Source organism: Amazonocrinis nigriterrae CENA67, assembly GCF_016056305.1.
Taxonomy (GTDB): domain Bacteria; phylum Cyanobacteriota; class Cyanobacteriia; order Cyanobacteriales; family Nostocaceae; genus Amazonocrinis; species Amazonocrinis nigriterrae.
This window is the reverse complement of record NZ_JAECZC010000025.1, coordinates 19792-42550: the sequence shown is the minus strand read 5'-3', so window position 1 is coordinate 42550 and position 22759 is coordinate 19792. Positions and strand designations below refer to the sequence as shown.

The window sequence follows — 22759 nt, the reverse complement described above, 5'->3', positions numbered from 1 at the left end:
ATACCACTGTGCAGCAGTCATAAGCTATCAGTTATCAGTCAAAAAACAAATTTCATGAGTGTTCGCGTCCGTTTTTTACCAGATGATGTCACCGTTGATGCCGAAGTGGGAGAAGCCCTATTAGATGTGGCAGAACGGGCTGGAGTATTTATCCCTACTGGCTGTCTCATGGGTTCATGTCATGCTTGCACAGTGGAACTTGAGGATGGTGAGATTATCCGCGCTTGTATTTCAGCTGTGCCACCACAACGCGAGGAATTTACTGTAAATCTGTTTAGTGATCCTACTTGGTAATACCTATTTCCATAATCTTTGCCACATACAAATTAATTGTAGGGGCATACAGCTGTATATCTACATGACTTACGCAAAATTATGAAAAAACGAACCACAAAGGACACGAAGGACACGAAGGAATAAAAGTTTCAGAGAGTTCTTGCGTAAGTCTTAATCTATATAAGGTATCAGTTGCAGTCTTTTTTACATTGCTATAATTTTTTTAATTTTCACAATTTGGATAGAGTGACATTGGATAACTATGTATTAAAAATTCATGCCTAAGAAAATTCGGGAGCTAAAGCAAATGCTTCGCCAAGTTGGTTTTACAGAACTACCAGGTAAAGGAAGTCATACTAACTGGGTGCATCCCTTATATGATGGAAAGGTTACTATTTCAGGCAAGGATGGAGCAGATGCCAAACACTATCAAGAAAAAGAAGTGAAACAGGCAGTAGAGGCAGTAGAGGGTAAAAAACCAGATGAGTAAACTCAAGTACCAAATGGTGATTCAGTGGTCTGAAGAAGACGATTGTTTCTTGGTGGGATTACCCGATTTTCCAGGACAACGCTGGCGTACTCATGGCGATACTTACGAGTCAGCAGTGGCAAATGGAATTGAAGCCTTAGAGTCTCTAATTATTGCTTATGAAGCTGCTGGCGATCCACTACCAAAACCAACAGTCAGTAGGGTACTTTAATCCAGCGTCAAGAAGCCTACTAGCTGGTAACTAATGCTGCACTATTGGTGTGATCACGAATTATGTGGGTTCAAATAATATTTTTACGTGTTATTACCCTTTTTTTATATTTAGAACATTTTTATGGTTAAACAAAATCTATTACTCTGAGCCGGAACCAAAATGTCATCTCCCAAAATTCAAGAACTTCAAAATATACTGGATACAGATATTGAAAACACTAAAAAATATATAGATAGGAATGCTCAATTTATAAAGGAGCTTGGTAAGAAGATATCTGAATATCTTGGATGTGAAGAAAAAGATATATTAGTTCTTCATCCTGGAGGAGGTAAACCACCACTATCTAGTATTTATCTAAGACATTTTGTAACTTTTGCACCAGATGCAAAGGGTGAGTTTAGAGTTGATTTAGTAATTGTGATCAAGAATCAAAAATACAATGATTTTATTACAAATAATAAATTGGAAGGAGCCTATGAAAAGTTAAAACCTAAAAATGAAATGATAATTCCTATTTTGATTACGCAAAAACCAGACTCATTCGTTGTTAAACTAAAAACTAAGGGAATAGTTAGTCATCAATATACTCCAATTGAAATAGATTATAATAATAATGATGAGTCTTGGTCAAAATTATTGACATTCTTTTTTGAAAATTTAAAGGAAAGTTTAGGAAGTTTAGAAGAAAGGATTAATTCATCCACTGGGCAAAGCTAATTCTTAAGAAACATATATCACAATCCCTAGGTAGCCGTAGGGTGTGTTGTCGCGTAGCGCAACGCACCATGACTAATTATAGGTGCGTTATGGACGTTAGTCCTAACGCACCCTACCATATTAAAGCCAATGTAGGGTGCGATTTTTTACTTTTGGTACACTGTAGTTTAGCAACCACAGTGAACCCAACTCGCAAATTATCAATTAATTAGATTTAACTTTCAAAGCGTATTCTTTAAACCTTTCCAAATCAGCTTGAATTGTCGATTCAACCGCCCGTCCTAAAAACAAGTTATCCATGAGTTTGCCAAGAAAACCAGGGATGGCATAGGAAACCGTCATTTTGACGATGCTATTACCGTGGCGATCGTAAAAGCGAATTGCTCCCTGATTTGGCAAACCATCAACTGATTCCCACTGAATAATTTGGTTGGGGATAACTTGTAGGATGCGGGATTTCCAGGTAAATTCTAATCCCCCAGTACGAAGTTTCCAAAGAGATATTTCGGGATTATCAGGGGAAATTTTCACTGAATCAATCCATTGCATCCACTGGGGCATTTGCTCCAAGTCAGACCAGAGGCTCCATACTAATTCTATAGGAGCTTCTACTTCTACCTGCACACTATGTTCTAGCCAATCTGCCATTCTATTTAGGATTTGAGATTTGGGATTTGGAATTTGGGATTAACACCAGCATTGACTTTTACTGCTTGACACTTTCCAAAATCGCTTTGGCTGCACGCCGTCCTGAAATTGTTGCGCCTTCCATGCTGTCGATGTAGTCTTGTTGAGTATAACTACCTGCTAGGAAGAAATTAGGCACTGGTGTCTTTTGGTTGGGACGGTACACATCCATTCCTGGTGCTTCTCGGTAGAGAGACTGAGCCAGTTTCACCACACTGTACCAAGTCATATTTAGTTCCCGTGATGAAGGAAACAGTTCATGCACTTGCTTGAGGACGTGCTGAGCGATCGCTTCATTACTTTGTTTAATAAATGGATCTCCTGGTGTCAGCACTAGCTGTAATAAAGATCCTTGTCCTGAGCGATAGTAATCGCTAGGGCTAGTCAAAGCTAAATCGGCAAAACAAGAAAAGTCCGCATCGGCAGTATACAGCAAATTATCTATGCCTGCTGCATGATTTAGCTGTTTGCGTTTTTCTTGATCTTGCAGTTCTGTCACCCAACCATCGAATCGCAGTTGCACTGTTGCCACTGGTACTGCTTCGAGATTGTAAATGTTATCAAATTCTGACCACTTACGCCACTCTTGGGGCAAGACGCGCTGAATTCCTGGGACATCGCAGGCAAAAACATAGGCATCAGCAGTGATAATTTCTGCTGTGTCACCTTGAGCCACTACGATACCAGTTACACGGGTTTGTTCGTCTGATGTAAACTGGATTTCCCGCACTTGCCGACGAGTGTGAATTTTTGTGCCTCTAGCTGACAAGTATTCTACTATGGGCTTGTGCAGGTACTCATCAGGAGAACCTTCCAGCATCCGCAGTATGGAAGCTTCAGTTCTAACTGCAAAAAACTGAAAAATTGTCAACATACAACGGGCAGAAATATTTTCGCAATCAATAAATCCAAGGGCATAAGCAATGGGATTCCACATGCGTTTGATGCTACCCTCACTTCCACCGTGACTGCGGAACCAATCAGCAAAGCTGACTTTATCTAAGTTGCGGATGGTTTTCATCGCCCCATCAAAGTCTACCAAGCCGCGGACTATGGGGCTAGTACCCAAGGCGATCGCATTTTGCAATTTATCTTGCAAGGAAAGTTGAGAAGTAGTAAAAAATGCTTTTAATCCATTAAAAGGTGCGCCTGTGAGGAAGCGAAAATCTAGGGCACCAGTTCGTCCTCCCTTGTTGATAAAAGTGTGGGTATGTTCTTTTAGGCGTAAATTTGACAACGCCCCCACTTTACTCATTAAGTCAAATAGTTCATAATAGCACCCAAAAAATACGTGTAACCCCATTTCAATGTGGTTACCATCTCCATCAATCCAACTGCCGACTTTACCACCAACAAACGGACGGGACTCAAAAATCTGGACTTCACAACCAGCATCAGCTAAATCTACAGCGGTTGCTAAGCCAGCCAGTCCCGCACCCACAATTGCAACGCGCATTCCGTCTTTCCTTTTCAGTTTCTTTACAGATTGTAACTGGGTTAGTGTCGGAATTTGCTACTCAATATCTAGCCCACCAGTATGTAGATGCACATTGATGCAGTACCTTTTGGTAAGGAATTTGCTTTTTAATCCTGATGATTGGATGGGCTAATTACTTATGCAATTGTATTTTCATACACCAACTCTAGCCAATGAAGGGAAACTAAACAAACATTATTAATATTTGTTGGTTGGAAAAACAATGATTTGCTACGCGATAAAATACCTCCTTACCTCATGACTTACTTGTGTTCATCGGATACTAGCAACCCTCTAATCAATTCGCGAATCACATCAGTTGCAGGTCTACCTGTTTGCTGACAATATTTTTCTAGTTTCTCTGCTTCCTGTGCTGCTAAATTGACAGTGATACGTTTTACGGCCCATTTTTTATTAGTCATTATCATGCTATCTGCTGTATGTGAACATCATCAAAAACACAACTCACTGAAGATTAAGACGATAAGATTATCAGAGTTTGTGTCAAGAAACAAGCAATGCTCATAATACTAAAAAAGCTTGCTTTGTCAAATTTTTCCTCATTTTTCCAGATAATATAAGAACGAGATTACTATTGTCACAGGAAAGATACCGCACTTTCACACTATCAAGACGGCCATCTTCGTAGTGTGTTGATCTTAGCCTGATATTTCAATTCTATAAATTATTTTGAGATACCTACTGTTCACTCAATAAAAATTTTTCAAATTCGTTTATCAAAATCATTTAAGCTTCTCTCCAGTCCCAGGCTACTTAATACAACTTGAAAAAATATGTTCCATTACAAGACTTGAGGTGTTACGTGAGAGGTGTTCTACTAGGGTATCTCTACAATGGGCAATGGACCTAAAGTACTTACTAACTAGTGACATCGCTAAAGCCGAAAGTAATTTTGCTTTCATCTGACTACTGTCATACAACCGGATACCACTTAAGCCTATAAAATTAGGCTCTTTTGTCAAACCTTAGTAATTTTTTCCTGTTTGCTCTACATTTACACTACTGACTTTGATACATCGGCTAGAAAGTTGCTATTCGATATAGACCACTATAGCTATTTGCTAAAGCAATTTTTTCTCCTTTGCCAGTGTTGTTATCAAATAAAAGTAACGAGATATCGATCATGCAGTATTTTTTGCTATATTTTCAACTCATTTAGCATTATTTGCCATAGATTAATCAATTTGAGGTTAATGCTTTGCTATTGATACGCTACTGATAGACTTAGTTAAGTTTTGTGCCGATTTTTTGTAGTAATTTTAGTCATATAATACATGAAAATTTGAATTAATTATCCAATTTTATTAACACTGTTAATTCTCATGTCTGGGTATGATTTAGTCTGAGCATACTTGATAAATATTTTTTAGCTATTCCCAAATATTCAATTCGACTTCACTTAAATTTTTCTGCTCTCAAACATGGAAATTTATTGTTTTTAACCTACTAATTATTGATAGATATTAACGTTTATTAGTTTTCCTCCTCTAGGACTATTTGCTCGATTTGTCTGGTATATGGCTATTATAACCACGATTCACAGGCTTTAAATAATCTTTATTGAAGGGTTAACTAATATAACTTTTATTCTTTATCAAGAAAATATGAAGTAAAAAATATATAACTAAAGTTTTGGTTAAACTGACGTAAAAATAATCAAATAATCAAGGTAAAAAATTCTTGGTAAAACATAAAATATTAAAGTTAGTTCGCTGACTATGGTAAAACTAACCTTCTAGCGGGTTTTTGTCGGGTATTGTGCAGCTTGCTACTTCTTAAATATGGCTAGCTCGTTACTGGAAAGGCATGAAAATATACATACTTTATGAAATTTTGATAAAGTCACGGTGTGATATAGCCGTAGTCACATAGGTTAACGTGAGTTCGATAAGTGCTGTTTTAACCTCTCCCCCGGCCCCTCTCAAGGTAGGAGAGGGGAGTAAAACCCTTATTTTTTCGTTCCTCCTCCCTCACCTTTTAGGAGAAGGAGGCCGGGAGGGAGAGGTCATCGAACTCACGTAATTGTTAGGACAGTGTTGATTGCTCAAAGCCTTAAAATAACTGGATTTATACTCAGCAACGCCAGTCCGACGCTCCTTCGTCGCTAACGCTCGTTCGCGTAGCGTCTCCCCTTGGGGAGAAGACTCACGCTTTGCTGCGCTAACACCACGCGGCTGGCTCCTCAGCACTCAGCACTCAGCACTTTGCCATAACAGCAATGACTGCGATGAAGGAGAATTTTCAAGAAACATTAAGGAGTGGGGAGTAGGGAGTGGCTCTTCCCTACTCCCCACCCCCTATTTGCAAGGCTGGTCTAAGACTTAGCGCAGGGTAGGTTAATGCTGAAAAACTACAGCTAACAAAAAATAACGTTTATTTTGGTTAAATTTGGCTGATAGTGCAGATTTTTATTCAGATTGAAGTTGGGGCATGAGTTGGAGAGTGCCAATACCTAAATCTTTAGGTGAAAGCGATCGCGCCTCAAACAAAGCCATCATATCTCGCGGTTGGGGATTGCCACGGGCAGAACCTGTGAGTCCTTTAGCGATAATCAAGCCACAGTAACCTTTGGTATTTTTACACCGCTGATTCCATTTTTTTCGGGCTTCTACATGAATTGGGTCGTCATCCAAAAATTCACCGAACAGAAATAATTCACCATTTTGAGTTTGCAACAAACCCAGGTCATAGCGATCGCCATCGAAGGGATCGGCACCAGGATTAAAGCAAATTGCTTTCAGTCCACCAGCAGCCTCTATATTGGCAATTACAGCTTTAGCCTTGGGGCGGGAAGTTTGAATTAAAATCACTGGCAACCCGTCACCTGCTTGCTTGATTTCACAAACTTGATGATGTGTCACGCCTTGACGCAGATACTCCAGCATCTCCCAAGACACGACTCCTAAACTAAGGAAAGAGTCTTCGGGGATCAAATCATCTCGCAAAGAACGGAACATTGGCGAGATTTCCTCCCCAGGTTCTAGTTCCTGCACACCAAAGCCTGCCATTTCTTCTAATTCTGCTGCCAATTGCGGCATGGTAGAGACTGTTACAGTTGCTGACTTAGTAGCTTCGTTGGATGCTGGTAGAGAAATGCGATAGCGATGGCTGATACTGGGGAAACCGCCTTCATAAAGCTGGCGACGGTGATCGCGGATAAAGCGGCTCAGGCTTTCTAAAGCCACGAAAACCACCAACGCCTCTTCGTCATACAAAACAGACCTGAGACCTTCTAAAGGGTGGATATTGCCGAAGGTTGGCTCAATTTCCGACAATGGTAAATCTGCTAAATCAATTTCATCATCTTCATCTTCGTCGCTGTCGTCTGCATGTTCAAAAGTGAGAAACAAGCAATCTTGTTTAAGGAAAGCTTCTTCTAAGCGTACTTGTGGTTCATCATCCCTTAAAACAGCGGCTCGAAACTGCTTGAGTGAGTCTTCTGAGCGATAAAACAAAATTCCGTGTTCCATCCCCAGCATTCCCATCACCGAGGCATATATTGTACCAACATCCCACTTATTGATTTCTATCGACAAGATTTGGTGTTCTTCCAAAAATTCCCAAGGCGCTGCTTGCCAAATTGCAAAAGCTTTATCTTGCAAAGCTTGTGCGTACTGTGGGGGTAAATCGGGGATTTGGCTATCGATTATTTCGGCAAACCCACGAAACAGTTCATCAATCAGAGGTAATTCTGGTGCGTAATCAATAGTAATGTCTAAATCTTGCAGCACCCCTCGCAGATAGAATTGGATTTCGCGGTCTTTGACTACAATTTTTTGGGGTCTGGCTGGTTTAGCCGGACTGTGAGGATGCTCTATTGCTCGCATTAAAGTACGAACAATTGCTTCTGGGCCTGTTTCTTGTGGCACCATATCCATTCCCCGAACGACGCCTTGTGAACCATCCACCCAAAGAATACATTCACCCTTAGCCTCTGAGTCGGAATGCTGGTGCGATGATGACATTGGACGGCGATCGCCCTCCCATACAGAAGGAATTTGAGGTAGTTTCTTCAACCGACGACTGGTAGAGCGATTAAAACTTGTCATAGAGTAAGTTAATCAAAAGAAGCAATTTTGGCAGTAGAGCTTTGGGAATGGCTAGCCTCGGATGAAATTTGCCTGGCTGCACCTGAAGAGTGGTTGCGACTAGGGCTGAAACTCCGAAAATACCGAATCTCTAAACACACCGAGTCTCTCAATTCTAGAATAAAAATCTTTGGCTGCTTTTAACGGAGTGTTTACAATTTGCCAATTAGCAACATCGATATCGCTAAAATAAAGAAAAAACCACTAGGACAAGCCAGGGCAATAATATGCCTAAATTAAGATATTTTTAGACTAATTAAGGAGTTGAAAAAGCAGATGACACAAGCAACTCAACCTCAACAACGCGGAATTCTGTTGAGCGAAGCAGCTTTACGCCAAGTCAAATTTCTCCGAGACAAGCAAGGCACAGACTTCTGCTTAAGAGTAGGAGTCCGGCAAGGTGGCTGCTCTGGTATGTCTTACATGATGGACTTTGAGGATAGCAGCAAGATCACCCCCCAGGATGAAGTTTTTGACTATGATGGCTTCCAAATCGTCTGCGATCGCAAAAGCTTACTCTATCTCTATGGCTTGATGCTCGATTATAGCGATGCCATGATTGGTGGCGGCTTCCAATTCACCAACCCCAACGCCGCCCAAACCTGTGGTTGCGGTAAGTCGTTTGGAGTGTAATATTGTCAGTTGTTAGTTGTCAGTTGTCAGTTGTGAGGCAATCCGAGAGAGTGGGTTTCCACGCCACTTGCAAAGGCTGCCGGGAAACCCTTTCGGCAGTTCCCCATCTTGGCAGAAGCCAAGACGGGGGCTGCCTCACCAACGCAGTGGCTCCCCATGAGGAACTGCCGAATCCGTAAGGGTTGTTTGCTGTTGACCACTGACTACTGACTAATAACCAATGACTAATGACCAATGACTAACACTATTGAATCCCTGTTTGATACAGGTTTGGAACGTTATAAAGCTGGAGAAGCAGTCGAGACTTTAATCCCTGTGTTTAAAGAGGTGTGCGATCGCTCTCCTAAAACTAGTTCAGCTTGGATTTGCTTGGCGTGGCTGTATTTGCTCGACAACAAACCCAACTTGGCTTACAAAGCTGCCGATAAAGCAGTTAAATTAAATCCCCAAGACCCACAGGCTAGAATTAATCTCGCTCTAGCCATGCTGGAAACAGGCAAAAAAGGTTTACGAGAACATATTGATTTTGTCAAACAGTTAATTTTTGTTAACCCAGAATGGCGCGATGAAATAAAAAACAGTATTGAAGATGGTTTAAGCAGAAAACCGGATTGGCAGAGTTTGGCGAAAGTCAAAAACTGGGTGTTTGAAGAGTAAGTAGTTAGGAGTTAGGAGTTAATAGTTAGGAGTTAAGAGTTAGGAGTGAGGAATTAAAATTAATTCATCACTCCTATTTGCTAACTTTCATGAGAGAAAAACTTTTAAGCTGGCTCAACGTGATTTTAGTTGCTGATGTATTTTTAGTTATATTCGGTTTTGGCTGGTTAGCGATCGCAGCAATTGGTGATGCTGTGGGAGTCAACCTAGGTCTAGACTTGTGGCATCAACTCTGGCAACCTGTATTTAACCCGGCTATTGGCATTCTCATGGGAGGTGCGATTCTCAGCGGTCTGATCAGTTGGGTTTCTAAAAAATTTCTCTCTAGTCAATAGTCAATAGTCATCAGTCAACAGTCAACAACCCCTCAATTCTCGACTATGGACTGTTGACTTTTGACTTTTGATTCTAGTTAAATATTTCCCTCAAAGCGGGTTGTAAATTAGGATACTGATACTCAAAGCCTGATGCTAAGGTGCGCTTGGGCAGAACTTTTTGACCTTCTAGAACAACTATTGCTCCATCTCCTAAAAGAGCTTCTATAGCGAAACCAGGAACAGGTAACCAGGAAGGGCGATTCATCACTTGGCCCATAGTTTGGCTTAAATCTGCCATCCGAACAGGGTTTGGGGCAGTAGCATTATATACCCCTTCCATTTCTGGTTTGGTTAAAGCTTGCACAATTAGGTTAACTAAGTCATCTACGTGAATCCAAGAAAACCATTGCCGACCGCTACCAATAGGGCCACCAGCGAAGAGTTTAAAGGGTGTAATCATTTTGCCCAAGGCACCACCTAAGCCTAAGACAATACCAAAGCGCAGAATTACCAACCGCACACCAACATCTTTTACCTTTGTGGCTTCTGCTTCCCAGGCTTTGCAAACTTGAGCGAGAAAATCGTTAGCAGGTAAACTTGTTTCGTCAAAGGTAGCAGTTTCACTGATACCGTAATAGCCTATAGCTGAAGCGTTGACTAAGACAGTTGGTCTGGGGTTGGCTTTAGCTATGGCTTCAACGATTTTCTGTGTACCTAGCTGACGACTATTGAGGATTTCTTGCTTGTGTTCAGGTGTCCAGCGTTTTTCGGCAATGGGTTCTCCTGCTAAGTTAACAACACCATCACAAAGAGCGATCGCGTCTTGCCAAGAACCAGATACAGTCGGTGTATAGGCAACAATTTCTACATTAGGAAAAGCATTGGGTGGAAAAATTTTTTGAGCAAAAGCAGTGTTACGGGTTAACACCACCACTCTATGACCTTCCTTGTGGAGTCGTTCTACCAAATGACTACCGACAAATCCTGTTGCTCCTGTAATTGCTAATTTCATAATGCACCTCCACCAAACCCTTATTTTAAAGTTTTTTATCAAATTTTCAACTTATGTTACCTTACCATTGGGCATTGAGAATTGGGCATGGGGCATTGGGTATTGAGAAAACTCTTAAATAGTCCCCAGTACCCAGTCCCCAGTCCCAATCCCAATCCCAATCCCCAGTACCCAGTACCCAGTCCCCAATCCCCAGTTTGGTTGTTGAATTTAATGAATCTATAATGACTTCCCGTCCTGATGCTTCGGTATTATAGGATGGACGGAGTGTTGCAAGGCGTGGGGCTATTATGGCTCGCTATACCTGTTCATTTATTCTTTCTATCTCTATTGACCATCTCCAGCCATTAGTTGTAGAACTTCTACAGGATTGTGATTTGGAAATTCAGTACTACACACCCGATTACATTATCGCTCGTGAGATTCCTGGTAATGTTTCTTTCTCTAAGCTGGTTAAAGCAGAAGTACTGATTGATAAATCAGCAGCTACTGAAACAGAAAGCCGCATGAGTATTGTAATTAAAAACGAGGAATTGCCACTCCAAGTTGACAACCATTGCCGACAAATGTTTGAATTCATCAAGCAGACGATTGAGCAGAGTCGCCACTGGCATCTAATTGAAAGTCTCGCCGGATAAGAGTGATGGTAAAGTGCGATCGTGTTGTAGATGCTTTTGCGGTCTTGGGGGTTGCAGTCAAAGGACGCCACATCCTCCACTTGGTGAGGGAGTTGCCGTCTTGGTGTTAGCAAAGTGGCTTTGCTTCCCGTGGATTGCTCTTGATATTGCCAGTCGCTCATGGGGAGCCACTGCGTTGCGGTGAGGTAGTCCGGTCTTGGGGTCTCCCCAAGTGGAGGAACTACCGAACCCGAAGGGAGGTTTCCTCCGTTGTAGCAAGTGGCGTGCGAACCCCCATGACCAAGCTGGCTCACCGCTTTGCGTCTACATTGCAGCAATCAACACTGTCTTGACCTTTGGGAACTGAGTTTATATTTCTAGTTATAGTCAAAATACTTAGCTAGAACACATCTAAAATTGCATACTCACTTATTTAGTTATTCTTGTTCACTGGCCATTAATAATTTGTATTTATAAAGGATAAAGGATAAAAAACAAAGAACTAATGACTAAATGCTAGTTTTCGCGGAAAATACTGCAATTTAATCTGTATTAGCTTTATGTTGCCAAAGCCAGCTTTGGCAACACGTGAGAGTTAAAAATTAAGTAAGTTAACATTCAGAAGCCACCTGAATTAGTTTATTTTCAATCTTCAATTTACTCATCCTCAGTCATACCGGGGTTTATGAGTGTAATATCATATTCGGTGGAATCTGTTTGCCCTGAGCGCTGATTATTTTTTAACAGGTAATAAATGGCACGTACCTGAGGGCCAAAAACGATCTCGTCTTCATTTTTCAGATCGTGAGCTGGCATCTTGCGCCCATTAATCATCATACCGTTAGCACTAGGCTTGCCTTTGGCATCACCATCTACAATCCGGTAATAATAGCTGTGACTATTGTGTTCTCGTGGCAATCTCACTAATGTAGCATGACGCCGGGAGACAAACTGAGAGGCTAAACGGATATTGCAATCGCGGTCTCTACCAATAGAGTAAATAGGGTTTTCTAGAGGAAATTCTTTGCGCCCTTGATCATCTTCAATAATCAGTAGATGGCTTTCATTAGTTTCTGGTGCCATTGATCTATCGTTACTAAAATCAGTTGTAATAGGGTTAATTAAGATTTTTTGGTGTTGTTTCCTGACCTTCTCAGGCACTAGAGTTTATACTACTCATTTTTATGAGCATAAAATTGCATATTTATTGGAAGATAGAACATAGCTATTTTACTCTCAGGACTAACTACGAAACTTAATTAGTTGAGATCGGGCATAGGTCACAGAGTATGGGGCATTGGTCAATTTTCCATGCCCTATGCACCATGACCAATGCACAGCGCCAACCGTTGATTTTTCCTTACTCATGCGTAAGTCCTAACTCTTTGAATACTATTGTTTGAGAATGAGTATCATCAGACTTTGTAAGATGAATAACATCTAACTATCGATTTAGTTTAACCTGAGATGGTAAAAACCAGCATTGAGTATGTAATTTTCCAAGAGAATAAGTATTAATGGAGCAGGGGGAGATAGGGGAGATCAGGCAGTAAATTGCAATCTTACTCCTCCTCATCTCCCTTATCTCCCTCATGTTTTTAAGCCAGGCGTCGTAGTAACAGGGAGTTAGTCACAACGCTAACTGAGCTAAAAGCCATTAAAGCAGCGGCACTAGATGGACTAAGGACAAAACCCCAACTTGGTAACAAAACACCTGCGGCTAGAGGAATGCCGATTGTATTATATGCGAAAGCCCAGAATAAGTTCTGGCGGATTTTGTTGAAGGTGGCACGACTGAGGCGAATTGATTCAACAACATCGTTGAGGCGATCGCGCATCAGAATAATTTCAGCAGTTTCCATTGCTACATCAGTGCCTGAGTGTAAGGTAATTCCCACATCTGCTTGGGATAAAGCTGGAGCATCATTGATACCATCGCCAATCATGGCGACTGTACAGCCATTGGCTTGTAATTCTTGGATGACAGCCGCTTTTTTACTTGGGGGAACTCCTGCGATCGCACAATTGCTATCTAGTCCCAGTTGTTTGGCTATGGCACTAGCTGCTTCTAATCTATCGCCACTGAGCAGCATTACCCGTAAACCCATCTCACGTAACTTGTCTACTGTGGTTTGAGCATCAAGTCTGAGGGTATCTTGAACAGCAATGAGTCCGGCTAAAGTCCCCCCAACTGCTGCGTAAACAACTGTTTTCCCATCTGCTGCCAGTTTTAAAGCTACTTGTTGTACATTGTCATCTATGGAAATTCCGTGCCAACTTAACCAGTCTGAGTTACCCAAAATTACATTTGTATTCTCTACTACAGCAGATACTCCTAATCCTGGTTCAGTGTGAAAATCTACAGCATCGGGAATATATAACTCTTGCTGTTGTACTGACTGCTGAATGGCTTTTGCTAAAGGATGGTGAGTGCCGCTTTCTACTGCTGCCGCTAGTTGAATTAAAGATTGGGAATTGAGAATTGGGGATTGGTTATTGTGCTTGTTTTCCTGATCCCCAGTACCTAATCCCCAGTCACTAATCCCCAATTCCTCGACCGTCAGGCAATCTGTCACCGTGGGATTACCTGTGGTTAAAGTGCCAGTTTTATCAAAAACTACTGTGTCGAGTTGGTGGACTCTTTCTAGTACGTCACCACCTTTGATTAATAAACCTCGTTCTGCGCCGATACCAGTGCCTACAAGAATAGCTGTTGGTGTAGCAAGTCCCAAAGCACAAGGACAAGCAACAACCATAACTGCGATCGCTAGTTTTAAGCTGGTTAACAGTGGAGAGTGGGGATTAGGCGGCATCTGGTGGGCGTTATGTGCGGCGTGGCTCATCATTTCCATGCTGCCTGACATGGTGACATCAGACCAGATGTGAGTGCCGAAAAAGTACCAAAACACAAATGTCAACACAGCAGCCGTCAAAACACCATAGGTAAAGTAACCAGCTACCGTATCTGCTAGTTTTTGTACAGGTGCTTTACGAGTTTGGGCGGCTTCTACCAAGGCTACAATTTGGGCTAAAGTGGTATCACTGCCAGTACGGGTTGCCTGAATTGCGATCGCTCCCGACTGGTTGATGGTTCCGGCTGCTACCACATCTCCTGGCTGCTTGATTACTGGCACTGCTTCCCCTGTCAGCATCGACTCATCTACCGTTGTCTGTCCCAAACGAATTTCACCATCAACGGGGATTTTATCTCCTGGCAGTACCTGCAACCATTCACCTACTCGCACTTGTTCAGCAGGAATTTCTATACTATTTGCTCCCACTGCTAATTTTTCTGGGTCTGGGTTGGCTATCAATCGCGCCACCTGTGGCTGGAGTGCCAGCAATTGTCTAAATGCTGCGGCGGCCCTTCCCCTAGCTTGTTGTTCTAATGTTCTTCCCAGCAGAATAAAGCCTAGCATCATCACTGGTTCATCAAAGAAACACTCCCAACCCATTTTGGGAAACAGTAGCGCTACCAAACTAGCAATGTAGGCTGTCAGCGTTCCCAATCCCACTAGAGTGTTCATGTTGGGCGCATTGCGCCGCCAACCAAGCCAGCCATCTACTAAAATCGGGCGACCAGGAATTAGTAATGCTACTGTTGCTAGTCCACAGTGAAACCAAATGTTGTTCAATGCTGGCAATATCGAGCTGCCGATGTTGCCAAAATGTCCCATTCCCGACAAAACCAGCAGTACAAAAGCAACGATTAACTGCTTAATAGCAGACTGCATCTGTTGGCGCTGTTTTTCTCCTGGGTCTTCTAGGGTCACGCCTGTTTCACTAGCTTTCCGGGGTTGGGTGGGAAATCCGGCTGCTGTCAATTGCTTTGCCAAGGCATCTGGATCTACCGCACCAAGTTCTGACTCTACAACTGCTACTTCGGTAGCCAGATTCACACAGGCACTCTTGACTTTTGGATGTTGGGTCAGCTGTCGCTCTACAGCTTTGACACACCCAGCACACTTCATACCCCCAACATCCAGAATAATTTTCTCTGAAGTCGGGGTTAGTTCTGGGGCAAGCTTAGTTTTTGTGACAAGTGGCATGGCAAGTGTTTGATTCGCTACGAAAATTTAACGCCTGACAAAAAGCGCCTCTAATTCGAGCGTAGGCGAAATCTGCAACTATGACCGAACGTCAATAATATTAATTTTATTAAGTTATGGTACATAATTCGTGACTACACAAATTTAAAGCCAGATGAGGTCAGTGACATACTCCCTGTGTCGCCCTCCGGGACGGCGAGGGCTTCTAGGTGACTCCCCCCAACGGGTTGGACATTTCCCTAGCTGTTGAAAGGACGGGATGCCCCGCCGCCCTGTGTTTTATATAGGACTTACGCAAAATACCTCTGATAGGTCTTGTTGAGAAGACCTGACCTATCTTTTTTTACCCATCCGAAGCACTTGTGTACGCTTGCAAGATTGTTAATAACGCCAACTGCGCTGGTGGTACTGGTGGATGCCCAAAAACAGGGAATGTTGATGCAGTGATCAAAAGGGCTAGGATGCAGACATTATAAGCTTCCTAGCCCTATAAAATTGAAAGATGAAAAGGGGAGCAGGTGTGATGATTTGTAGTGTAGATTGAGAAAATTAGTTTAACTTCACACTTTATCCTTCAGGCTTTAGTCAATTACGTTTCCAGCGTAAATAAGTTATGTAGATAATAGATCCAATCTGTATTGGCATTAGGACAATTAGGCTTTTCCAAAAATAGTTAATGTCTAAATTAGACATAAAACTAGAATAGCCTACACCCAGCAGTAGGAATAATGTCCAAGTGAGATATTTACCTTTGATGGTTAGCATATCAGTGGAATAATCTATAAAAGTAGGCACGTAGAATTTATAGGCAAAAATAAGAATGAAATTGTCCGATCGCAATTTCTAGAACCAGCCTTGTTTATTGACAAAGTAGGTATTGACAAATTCTTCAGGGGATTTGTTTAAATAGATCATGCCTTCAATCAATCCCACAAGTTGCATAATCAACAAGGTAATACCATATGTGAAAGTACCCCCTACTACTGATATAACCAGCATAATAAAGCCTTCTGGGGCATATCCCAGAATAAACTTATGAATCCCTAAACCTCCAAAAATGATGCCACAATACCCAGCTAGTAGTTGTTTGGTAGGGTGACTAGGGTTAAGATTTGCCATATCAGTGTTGCTCCTCGATCAGTGAGTTGAAAATTAAGGTCTTTATTGTAATCAAAACAAGTCAATATATTTACTTAGTAAATATATTTTTACTTTTTTGTTAGTAGCAGTATGTCCCAATATAAATGAGTGAAACCAGTGTGCCAACATCTGAGAAACAACGCTAGAAATATTGGTTCAGCGGAGGTTTTATCAAAACGCTAGCAATTATACGGTTTATTGATGAGTGATCATAACTTGATCTATAAAACCCGGACAGCAGTTTTACTCATTCTTAGGTAAGAGATGTTTCTTGAACAGAAACAATCCCAATAATGAACAAAACAGTCACATAACACCACTCTATACAAGTCCATCTGTATTATTTCCGGACTTTTTAATATGGTCGTAATGGTGAGCATAAGCTGTGATGGTCAATGCCTACAAGGCACAGAAGGTATATTTCCATCAACAAAAGGGTAACAATTTTATCACAACTTTAATCGATAGTAATAGCTGAGAAGTTCAGATTAGTTACCTTCACCAATTTGATAGCTAAAACTAGGATTTACGCTCAAATTATACCAATTTGAAAAATGATTGCCACAGAAGGATTCACAAAATCCAGACACAGAAAGCGATTCCAATCCCAAATCTCAAATTCAAAATGGTATTAGGGAACTCCAAAAAATAAATTATTACACTTAAATTTGTTGTCTTAGGACTTACGCACTCATAACGAAAAACTAAGCTTTTGCGATTACTTCGCTAAGAAAGCGGGTTCTTTGAAGGAGTACGGTCGTAATTACGTAAAATCGTAGTCCATGCGTCAGTCCTGCGTTTTACAGTTAACAGTCAACCGTCAACAGCTAGGAACGAAAAACTGTAATAAAATATATTTTGATTTGTGAGTTACTGATGTCTGTTAGAAATAGCTTAATAATGACTAAACTTATCCAGATGATACTAGATGTTTCTCTAGCCATTTTGTAATCTATTTAACAGTCTTGCTACAACTACGTCTGCCAATAGCATATTTACGCTTCAGTTCTAAGGTATTGGGCATTAGTTATTAACCTTGTTACCTTTGTTCTCCTTGTCGCTAGTACACTATTAATTTAAAGAAGATTCCAACGAGTTGCTTATTCCCAAGAACTTCACCTTCAATTAGATGAAGTTTGAGATCATAATTAGTAAATTACCATTATAATCGCCAATCTAAGCAAATATTTTTATTTTTAGCAACAGTAAACTCTTGTTATATTAATTACTACCACCTAGCAAAAATAAGCTCAGTAATGTGCCACTATTCCAGAGGCTGTGAAGAAGTATGGGTGCAAGAAGGTTACGCGATCGCGTGTATACTACACCCAAGACGATGCCTAAAGCTGTGAGTGGCAGAATTTCTGACAAACTCAGGTGAGCGATCGCAAATAATAAAGCACTGGCAATAATTGCTCCCCAAACAGGAAAGTAACGAGTTAGAGAAGGCAACAAAAAGCCACGAAAGAGAATTTCTTCAAAAAATGGAGCTGCGATTGCAGCTGTAGAGAAAAATATGCCAAGTGCTACAACATCTTGGCTTTCTAGAGCCAATTGTAACAGAGGATTACTACCACCCTGTCCTTGCCAGAGTTTTTGATTAATTAAAGACACCACCACAACTATGGGTAAAGCGACACAATAGCCCCCCAACCCCCACAAAAACCAATTATCCTGCAAACGAAAGCGAAACCAGAATTTTGGTAGGGGAAAAAAGCGTTTAATAGAAATATATAATACCGATAAAGCACCTGATGCTACTAGCAGGTAACTAATCAAGACGTAAACAGCCTGAAGTCGCACATTACCTAAAGGACGTGGGATTGGAATCAGTGATAAGAGCAAAGGCACAAAAGCTTGTCCCATAAAGAAAAAGCCCAGGACAAAAACCTGCAACACAGTTTCCCCATTCCAAGGTGTTGACCAAGGAGCATCAGCATTTTGAGCCAATAAGGCTTCTTTCCCCTTCAACAGGCGCTGTGCAATTAAGAAAATCAGCAGTATAGTACCAACCAATGCTGCTAAAGAGGGAATAGTGGCAATAATCACTAATTTCACCACGGCTTGGGCAGCAGCTTCTTGTTCTGTGGCTTGAACTGCTGATAGAGCTTCTTGTCGTTGCTGGAGTTGGTACAGTTGAACTAAAGCAGTAGAGCGAAACCAACCATCTAAATTCTTTTGAATTGGCTGTTGAGCATTGGGGAGTAGACGAGAGGGATTACTCCAAAGTCCGCTTAATACAGCAGCAGTTCTTCCTAATTCAGTACGAAAAGAGGAGTTAGGAGTCAGGAGTGAAGAGTCTGTGGTTGGGTTGTCTGGTGCTAATCGCTTTTGTAATTCGTTCCAAGTGTTGAGGGCTGTATCCGTCTGTCCTTGCTGTGCTTGTAAAATTCCCAGGCGCAAGTCTAATTCAGCCAGCAATTTTTCTGCTTGCTTGAGAGATTGCTGCAATTTTTCCGGTTGTTCGCCACCAGAGGTCTTTCTTTGAGAAGAAAGTTTTGGTAGAGGTTTAGGGGGTGTAGGGATTGTTTGGGGTGGAGAGGGTAGTTGTGCAAGTTGCTTTTTAGCTTTGTCCAAATTAGCTTGAACCGATTCACGCGCCTGTTGATATTGCTTTGTGGCAGTTTCCAGGGGTTCCTCACCAAGTATCGCTTCTCGAATTGCCGAGAAATTCTCGTCGCTACCATCTCCTGGTTGCCAAGCTTGGGCTTGCAAAGCAATATTAGTTTGGTATAGTTCCAAGCGACTTTGGAATTGAGGTTCTTGCCAACTGCCGAATAAAGATAAAGTTGCTAAGCCAATAGCTATCAACGTCGCAATTATTAAACCAAATCGCTTAATTGTCATCTCTTCCCCTTTGACGAACGAACACTAAAGAGCAAATCCCCCTTGGGAATTATCGCAAGAAACAGCCAGAGGTGGATAAATATGATCAATATGATCGCAGTCCTACTCCCTTCTTGCTGAAAGAATCTCTAAATTTTTGTAACAAACTGTCAAGTATGAGGCAGTGCATTGGGGAGCCAGCCTGTGTGTGCAGGTTTCCCGACTTGAGGCGAGCCATTGAAACAGTTTGAGGTCAAGTGCGCCTAACATAACATATCTACTGTCGAATTCCTTTGAAAAAGGTTTGTCCAGTGGTAACGCAATCTGAGAAGATCGAATACAAGTATTTAGCAATCGCCTTTAGGAAAAACAATAGATATAGTTATGACTGAACCCAGAGAACTCACGGCAACAGATGCAATAGCTGCTCAAGAACTGACAGATATCATTGCAGAACTAGAAGAATATCGGGAACGTTTGGTTAACGACACCCTCGCGATCGCGCAACGGGCTAAGATACTAAAATCACAAGCACTCGCTCAACTAGAGCCTTATCTGAACGAAATTGATGCCAAAATCCAGGAATTACGCACTCACCAGGCTGCTCTGATCACAAATAACTAAGCTTTTATCAATGTAACTTGCATACTTACTCGTAAAGGTTGTCATGAGTGAGGCAGTTGCAACACAGGGGGTTTTTACATTGCTATATCTTAACGGCAAGGGCGCAGTAGCCCCCTATCAAAAACTGCCGAATCCTTAAGGATCATTAGTCATTTATATTTACAAAGGACAAAGAACAAATGACTATTGACACTATTTACGAAAAATGATAAGGAATTTGCGATGAGTAACACGCTCAACTTTGAAACTCAATCTGGGGATGATCCAATTTTATTGGCTCAAGCACAGACCGATGCCCTGATTCAGATGGTCACTGAGCAAATCACACTTGACACCTTTGATCGCAATGACCATCAACTTCTGAGGCGGATGGTCTTTGAAGGTTTGGGAGATAAGCGAGGTTTAGTCAGGCTACGTTTCGCAGAGACACTAGGTCAAATTGGTGAATCGGCGACCCCATTCTTGGTAGAAGCGCTGGCAAATCACCCTGATCCAGTTATCCGAAGAGCTGCGGCTAAAACTTTGACCCTAATCGCTGATCCAACAGCCGTACCCCCATTACTCCATGCCTTATTAAATGATGAGGATACAGTAGTCCAAGGCTCAGCAGCTGGAGCATTAGCAAGGACAGGTGAAGCAGCAGTACCAGCATTGCTAGACATTTTAGCTTCGCCAGAACATCCCGAAAGTACCAAAGGTCAGGCAGCTTGGGCGCTGGCGTTCATGGGTTCTGAAGCGGCAGAATACTTATATAAAGCATTAGATTCAGATTGTGTAGATGTCAGGCGTGCAGTAGTGGGTGCCCTTGCTCATGTCGCTCAAGAACAAGCAGATGAAAAAGCAACTAAAATTCTGGTATCGTCTTTGACCGATCCATCTGCTGAAATTCGTACTGAAGCAGCTGCGGCATTAGCTCAGCTAAATTATCCTCCCGCAGTTCCTCATCTGATTCTGGCGTTACGAGATACCGATGGTGAAGTGAGAAAAGCAGCGGTAACTTCCCTCGGTAAACTGGGTGATCGCACCGCCCTAGAACCCTTAAAAGCAGCACTCAATGACCAATTGGAAGTTGTGCGCCTACTTGCCAAATTAGCAATTTCTCAAATAGAGAATCAGTAATTGGGAATTGGGAATTGGGAATTGGGAATTGGATGTTACTATTATTCATCACATCTGGCCCATTACCCATTACCCATTACCCATTACCGATCACAGAGGACGGATGCTGACAATTTTGCCTCCTAAGCGGTTAATGCGACGCATCTGTTCATTCATGCGGTTGTAAGGCACCTGAATCAAAACTGTACTACTATTGCGAATTTGATAGTTATTTTTTTCAGTTTGTTCATTCTGCCGTAATCCTTCGACTTCATAGACAAAGATACGATTATCTGAAGTTGAGCTAGAAGCTCTCGTTAATGCAGATCTTCCAAGCATAACGGTTATATCTCCTAGAAGGATATGATCGCGGTTGAAAATTTGTGTCTATTAAACTTGTTGCTGACTGTCATCAGTCATCAGTCACCAGTCATCAAAATTAACGTGAGTTCGATGAACCTCTCCCCAACCCCTCTCCGACGCGGAGAGGTGGCTCTGAAATTCTTGATAAAGCACGAAAAGTTAAGGTTTTTAAGCCTCTCCCCTAAAAGGAGAGAGGTTTGGAGAGGGATCTTTTAAATCTGTCGAACTCAGGTAAAATTATTGTGCAATTGTTACACTTGCGACTTTGCCTCCCTGCTTACTAATCTGTTGCAGGGTGTTTGATAACTGTTCGTAGGGAACAATGAACTCTCTATTGCTGCGACGAACCCAAGGATATCTGGGTAGAGAGATTCCTGCTACTTCGATGCGGTAGAGGCGATCGGATGAACCTTGTGAAGATCTGCCAAAGGTACGGTTAGGCACCACACCTTGTTTAGAGGGGCGATAAGCAAAACCTTCAGTGCTACCAGAAGGAGCAATCACCGCAGAAGTACTATTTTTAGCCAGTTCAGCCGCTAAGCGGGGACTGGTTCCTTCCAACTGTGAGCGATCGCTACTAGCATAACCCCGATAAAGACGAAACATCCGGGTAAATCCTACGGTTTTTTGACCTGTTTGAGTTGAAAACCCGCGATAGTAAGGGACAATGGCATCACCAAAGTTAGCTTCGTATTCAGCAGAGTCAATATAAGAATCAATATCTGCGTCAAATCCCTCATTTTGATAGAGATCTAGATGGTAAATTACTTCAGACTCATCATAAGGTGCCCGTCCTAACAAATGCTTGAAGTTCAATTCAATTACTCGTGTTTGAAAATGCGGGTAAAAGAACTTGGATTTGTATAACTCAGACTTAGCAACAGCGCGGACAAACTCACGCACCGAGAGTTGACCGTTGTAAAGCAGAGACTCTAGACTGGTAAGACGTTCTGCTGCCATGAGATGATCGTTACCCAATAGCTGACGGTAAACCGCATTAATTACAGCTTTGGCATCTTCTAGCGTCCAGTTTGGTCGCAGTTCAATGGGTTTAATGTCGCTAAAGGCAGTAGTTCCGAGACGGGAAGCCGCAGTTGTAATCGCCATTGGCTCTTTTCCTTGTATGTTTAACGTTGCTAACTAATACAATTTTGGATTTTAGATTTTGGATTGATAGCCGTAGTCACATAGGTTAAGACAGTCTTGATTCAGCACTGTGCTATGTAGCGAATTGCAGTTGAGTAAAATACACCAATACAAGCGAATGCAAGCCCTATCTTTCATAGTTGAAACTATTTGCTTGTAAAACTTTGAGGGATTTTGCATTATTCAATCCCCAATCCCAAATTCCAAATCTAAAAACTCAAATTCGTCAACCTTAATTTTAAGGGTAAACAATATGCCCAGAACTGCAAACTACTGGTTATGTAATGAAACACAACATGAACAGTAT

Annotated in this window: 20 protein-coding genes and 1 pseudogene; 10 read left to right on the top strand and 11 right to left on the bottom strand. The window is 41.8% G+C overall.

The window, feature by feature from the left end:
* The first annotated feature begins 54 nt into the window (after nt 1-54).
* The 4 genes from I8748_RS14805 (at nt 55) to I8748_RS14790 (ending at nt 1697) form a co-directional block, all read left to right on the top strand.
* Nucleotides 55-294 carry a 2Fe-2S iron-sulfur cluster-binding protein gene (locus tag I8748_RS14805; protein ID WP_198125337.1) on the top strand — a complete coding sequence of 80 codons (240 nt, stop codon included), beginning with the start codon at nt 55-57 and terminating at the stop codon, nt 292-294.
* 259 nt (nt 295-553) lie between these two features.
* On the top strand, nt 554-766 hold the full coding sequence (locus tag I8748_RS14800; RefSeq protein WP_198125336.1) for a type II toxin-antitoxin system HicA family toxin: 213 nt from the start codon (nt 554-556) through the stop codon (nt 764-766).
* The gene (locus tag I8748_RS14795) at nt 759-977 is read left to right on the top strand and encodes a type II toxin-antitoxin system HicB family antitoxin (RefSeq protein ID WP_198125335.1); all 219 of its coding nucleotides are present in this window, start codon (nt 759-761) and stop codon (nt 975-977) included. The genes I8748_RS14800 and I8748_RS14795 overlap by 8 nt, the downstream gene beginning before the upstream one ends.
* Nucleotides 978-1139: 162 nt before the next feature.
* On the top strand, nt 1140-1697 hold the full coding sequence (locus tag I8748_RS14790; RefSeq protein ID WP_198125334.1) for a hypothetical protein: 558 nt from the start codon (nt 1140-1142) through the stop codon (nt 1695-1697).
* A 204-nt stretch (nt 1698-1901) separates the two neighbouring features.
* Here I8748_RS14790 and I8748_RS14785 read toward each other — a convergent pair whose 3' ends face one another.
* The 4 genes from I8748_RS14785 to I8748_RS14770 form a co-directional block, all read right to left on the bottom strand.
* The gene (locus I8748_RS14785) at nt 1902-2345 is read right to left on the bottom strand and encodes an SRPBCC family protein (protein WP_198125333.1); all 444 of its coding nucleotides are present in this window, start codon (nt 2343-2345) and stop codon (nt 1902-1904) included.
* Between the two features lie 58 nt (nt 2346-2403).
* A complete protein-coding gene (gene zds / locus I8748_RS14780; RefSeq protein WP_198125332.1) occupies nt 2404-3840 on the bottom strand; it encodes a 9,9'-di-cis-zeta-carotene desaturase in 1437 nt (478 codons plus the stop codon).
* 284 nt (nt 3841-4124) lie between these two features.
* Nucleotides 4125-4289 (bottom strand): ribbon-helix-helix protein, CopG family, encoded by a 165-nt coding sequence (locus I8748_RS14775; protein ID WP_096556194.1) that lies wholly within the window; start codon nt 4287-4289, stop codon nt 4125-4127.
* A gap of 2001 nt (nt 4290-6290) precedes the next feature.
* The gene (locus I8748_RS14770) at nt 6291-7931 is read right to left on the bottom strand and encodes a DUF6930 domain-containing protein (protein ID WP_198125331.1); all 1641 of its coding nucleotides are present in this window, start codon (nt 7929-7931) and stop codon (nt 6291-6293) included.
* Nucleotides 7932-8246: 315 nt separating this feature from the next.
* Here I8748_RS14770 and I8748_RS14765 point away from each other — a divergent pair, with 315 nt between their 5' ends.
* The 3 genes from I8748_RS14765 (at nt 8247) to I8748_RS14755 (ending at nt 9595) form a co-directional block, all read left to right on the top strand.
* On the top strand, nt 8247-8603 hold the full coding sequence (locus I8748_RS14765) for an iron-sulfur cluster assembly accessory protein (protein ID WP_198125330.1): 357 nt from the start codon (nt 8247-8249) through the stop codon (nt 8601-8603).
* A gap of 234 nt (nt 8604-8837) precedes the next feature.
* On the top strand, nt 8838-9260 hold the full coding sequence (locus tag I8748_RS14760) for a tetratricopeptide repeat protein (protein WP_198125329.1): 423 nt from the start codon (nt 8838-8840) through the stop codon (nt 9258-9260).
* Nucleotides 9261-9349: 89 nt separating this feature from the next.
* On the top strand, nt 9350-9595 hold the full coding sequence (locus I8748_RS14755; protein ID WP_096556186.1) for a hypothetical protein: 246 nt from the start codon (nt 9350-9352) through the stop codon (nt 9593-9595).
* Between the two features lie 73 nt (nt 9596-9668).
* On the opposite strand, the gene thyD is transcribed toward I8748_RS14755, so the two are convergent.
* Nucleotides 9669-10589 (bottom strand): thylakoid membrane protein ThyD, encoded by a 921-nt coding sequence (gene thyD / locus I8748_RS14750; protein ID WP_198125328.1) that lies wholly within the window; start codon nt 10587-10589, stop codon nt 9669-9671.
* Between the two features lie 290 nt (nt 10590-10879).
* Between thyD and I8748_RS14745 the strand changes: the two genes are divergently transcribed.
* On the top strand, nt 10880-11227 hold the full coding sequence (locus I8748_RS14745; RefSeq protein ID WP_198125327.1) for a hypothetical protein: 348 nt from the start codon (nt 10880-10882) through the stop codon (nt 11225-11227).
* A 636-nt stretch (nt 11228-11863) separates the two neighbouring features.
* Here the strand turns inward: I8748_RS14745 and I8748_RS14740 are convergent.
* The 4 genes from I8748_RS14740 to I8748_RS14725 all read right to left on the bottom strand — a co-directional run bounded on the left by I8748_RS14740 (nt 11864) and on the right by I8748_RS14725 (nt 19242).
* Entirely contained in the window at nt 11864-12367 is a 504-nt protein-coding gene (locus I8748_RS14740) for an FHA domain-containing protein (RefSeq protein ID WP_318781228.1), read from the bottom strand.
* Between the two features lie 437 nt (nt 12368-12804).
* Nucleotides 12805-15255, bottom strand: a complete 2451-nt coding sequence (locus tag I8748_RS14735; RefSeq protein ID WP_198125326.1) for a heavy metal translocating P-type ATPase — start codon at nt 15253-15255, stop codon at nt 12805-12807.
* An 843-nt stretch (nt 15256-16098) separates the two neighbouring features.
* Nucleotides 16099-16374 carry a TM2 domain-containing protein gene (locus I8748_RS14730; RefSeq protein WP_096557132.1) on the bottom strand — a complete coding sequence of 92 codons (276 nt, stop codon included), beginning with the start codon at nt 16372-16374 and terminating at the stop codon, nt 16099-16101.
* Nucleotides 16375-17616: 1242 nt separating this feature from the next.
* Nucleotides 17617-19242 carry a CPBP family intramembrane glutamic endopeptidase gene (locus I8748_RS14725; protein ID WP_198125325.1) on the bottom strand — a complete coding sequence of 542 codons (1626 nt, stop codon included), beginning with the start codon at nt 19240-19242 and terminating at the stop codon, nt 17617-17619.
* Nucleotides 19243-19605: 363 nt separating this feature from the next.
* On the opposite strand from I8748_RS14725, the gene I8748_RS14720 reads away from it, so the two are divergent.
* On the top strand, nt 19606-19845 hold the full coding sequence (locus I8748_RS14720) for a hypothetical protein (protein ID WP_198125324.1): 240 nt from the start codon (nt 19606-19608) through the stop codon (nt 19843-19845).
* 222 nt (nt 19846-20067) lie between these two features.
* Complete coding sequence (locus I8748_RS14715; protein WP_198125323.1) at nt 20068-20964, top strand: HEAT repeat domain-containing protein; 897 nt, start codon at nt 20068-20070, stop codon at nt 20962-20964.
* A 93-nt stretch (nt 20965-21057) separates the two neighbouring features.
* On the opposite strand, the pseudogene I8748_RS14710 reads toward I8748_RS14715, so the two are convergent.
* Both I8748_RS14710 and I8748_RS14705 read right to left on the bottom strand, forming a co-directional pair.
* Nucleotides 21058-21282, bottom strand: a pseudogene (locus I8748_RS14710) (phycobilisome linker polypeptide); the annotation flags it as partial.
* 261 nt (nt 21283-21543) lie between these two features.
* A complete protein-coding gene (locus tag I8748_RS14705) occupies nt 21544-22413 on the bottom strand; it encodes a phycobilisome linker polypeptide (RefSeq protein WP_198125322.1) in 870 nt (289 codons plus the stop codon).
* Nucleotides 22414-22759: the final 346 nt, after the last annotated feature.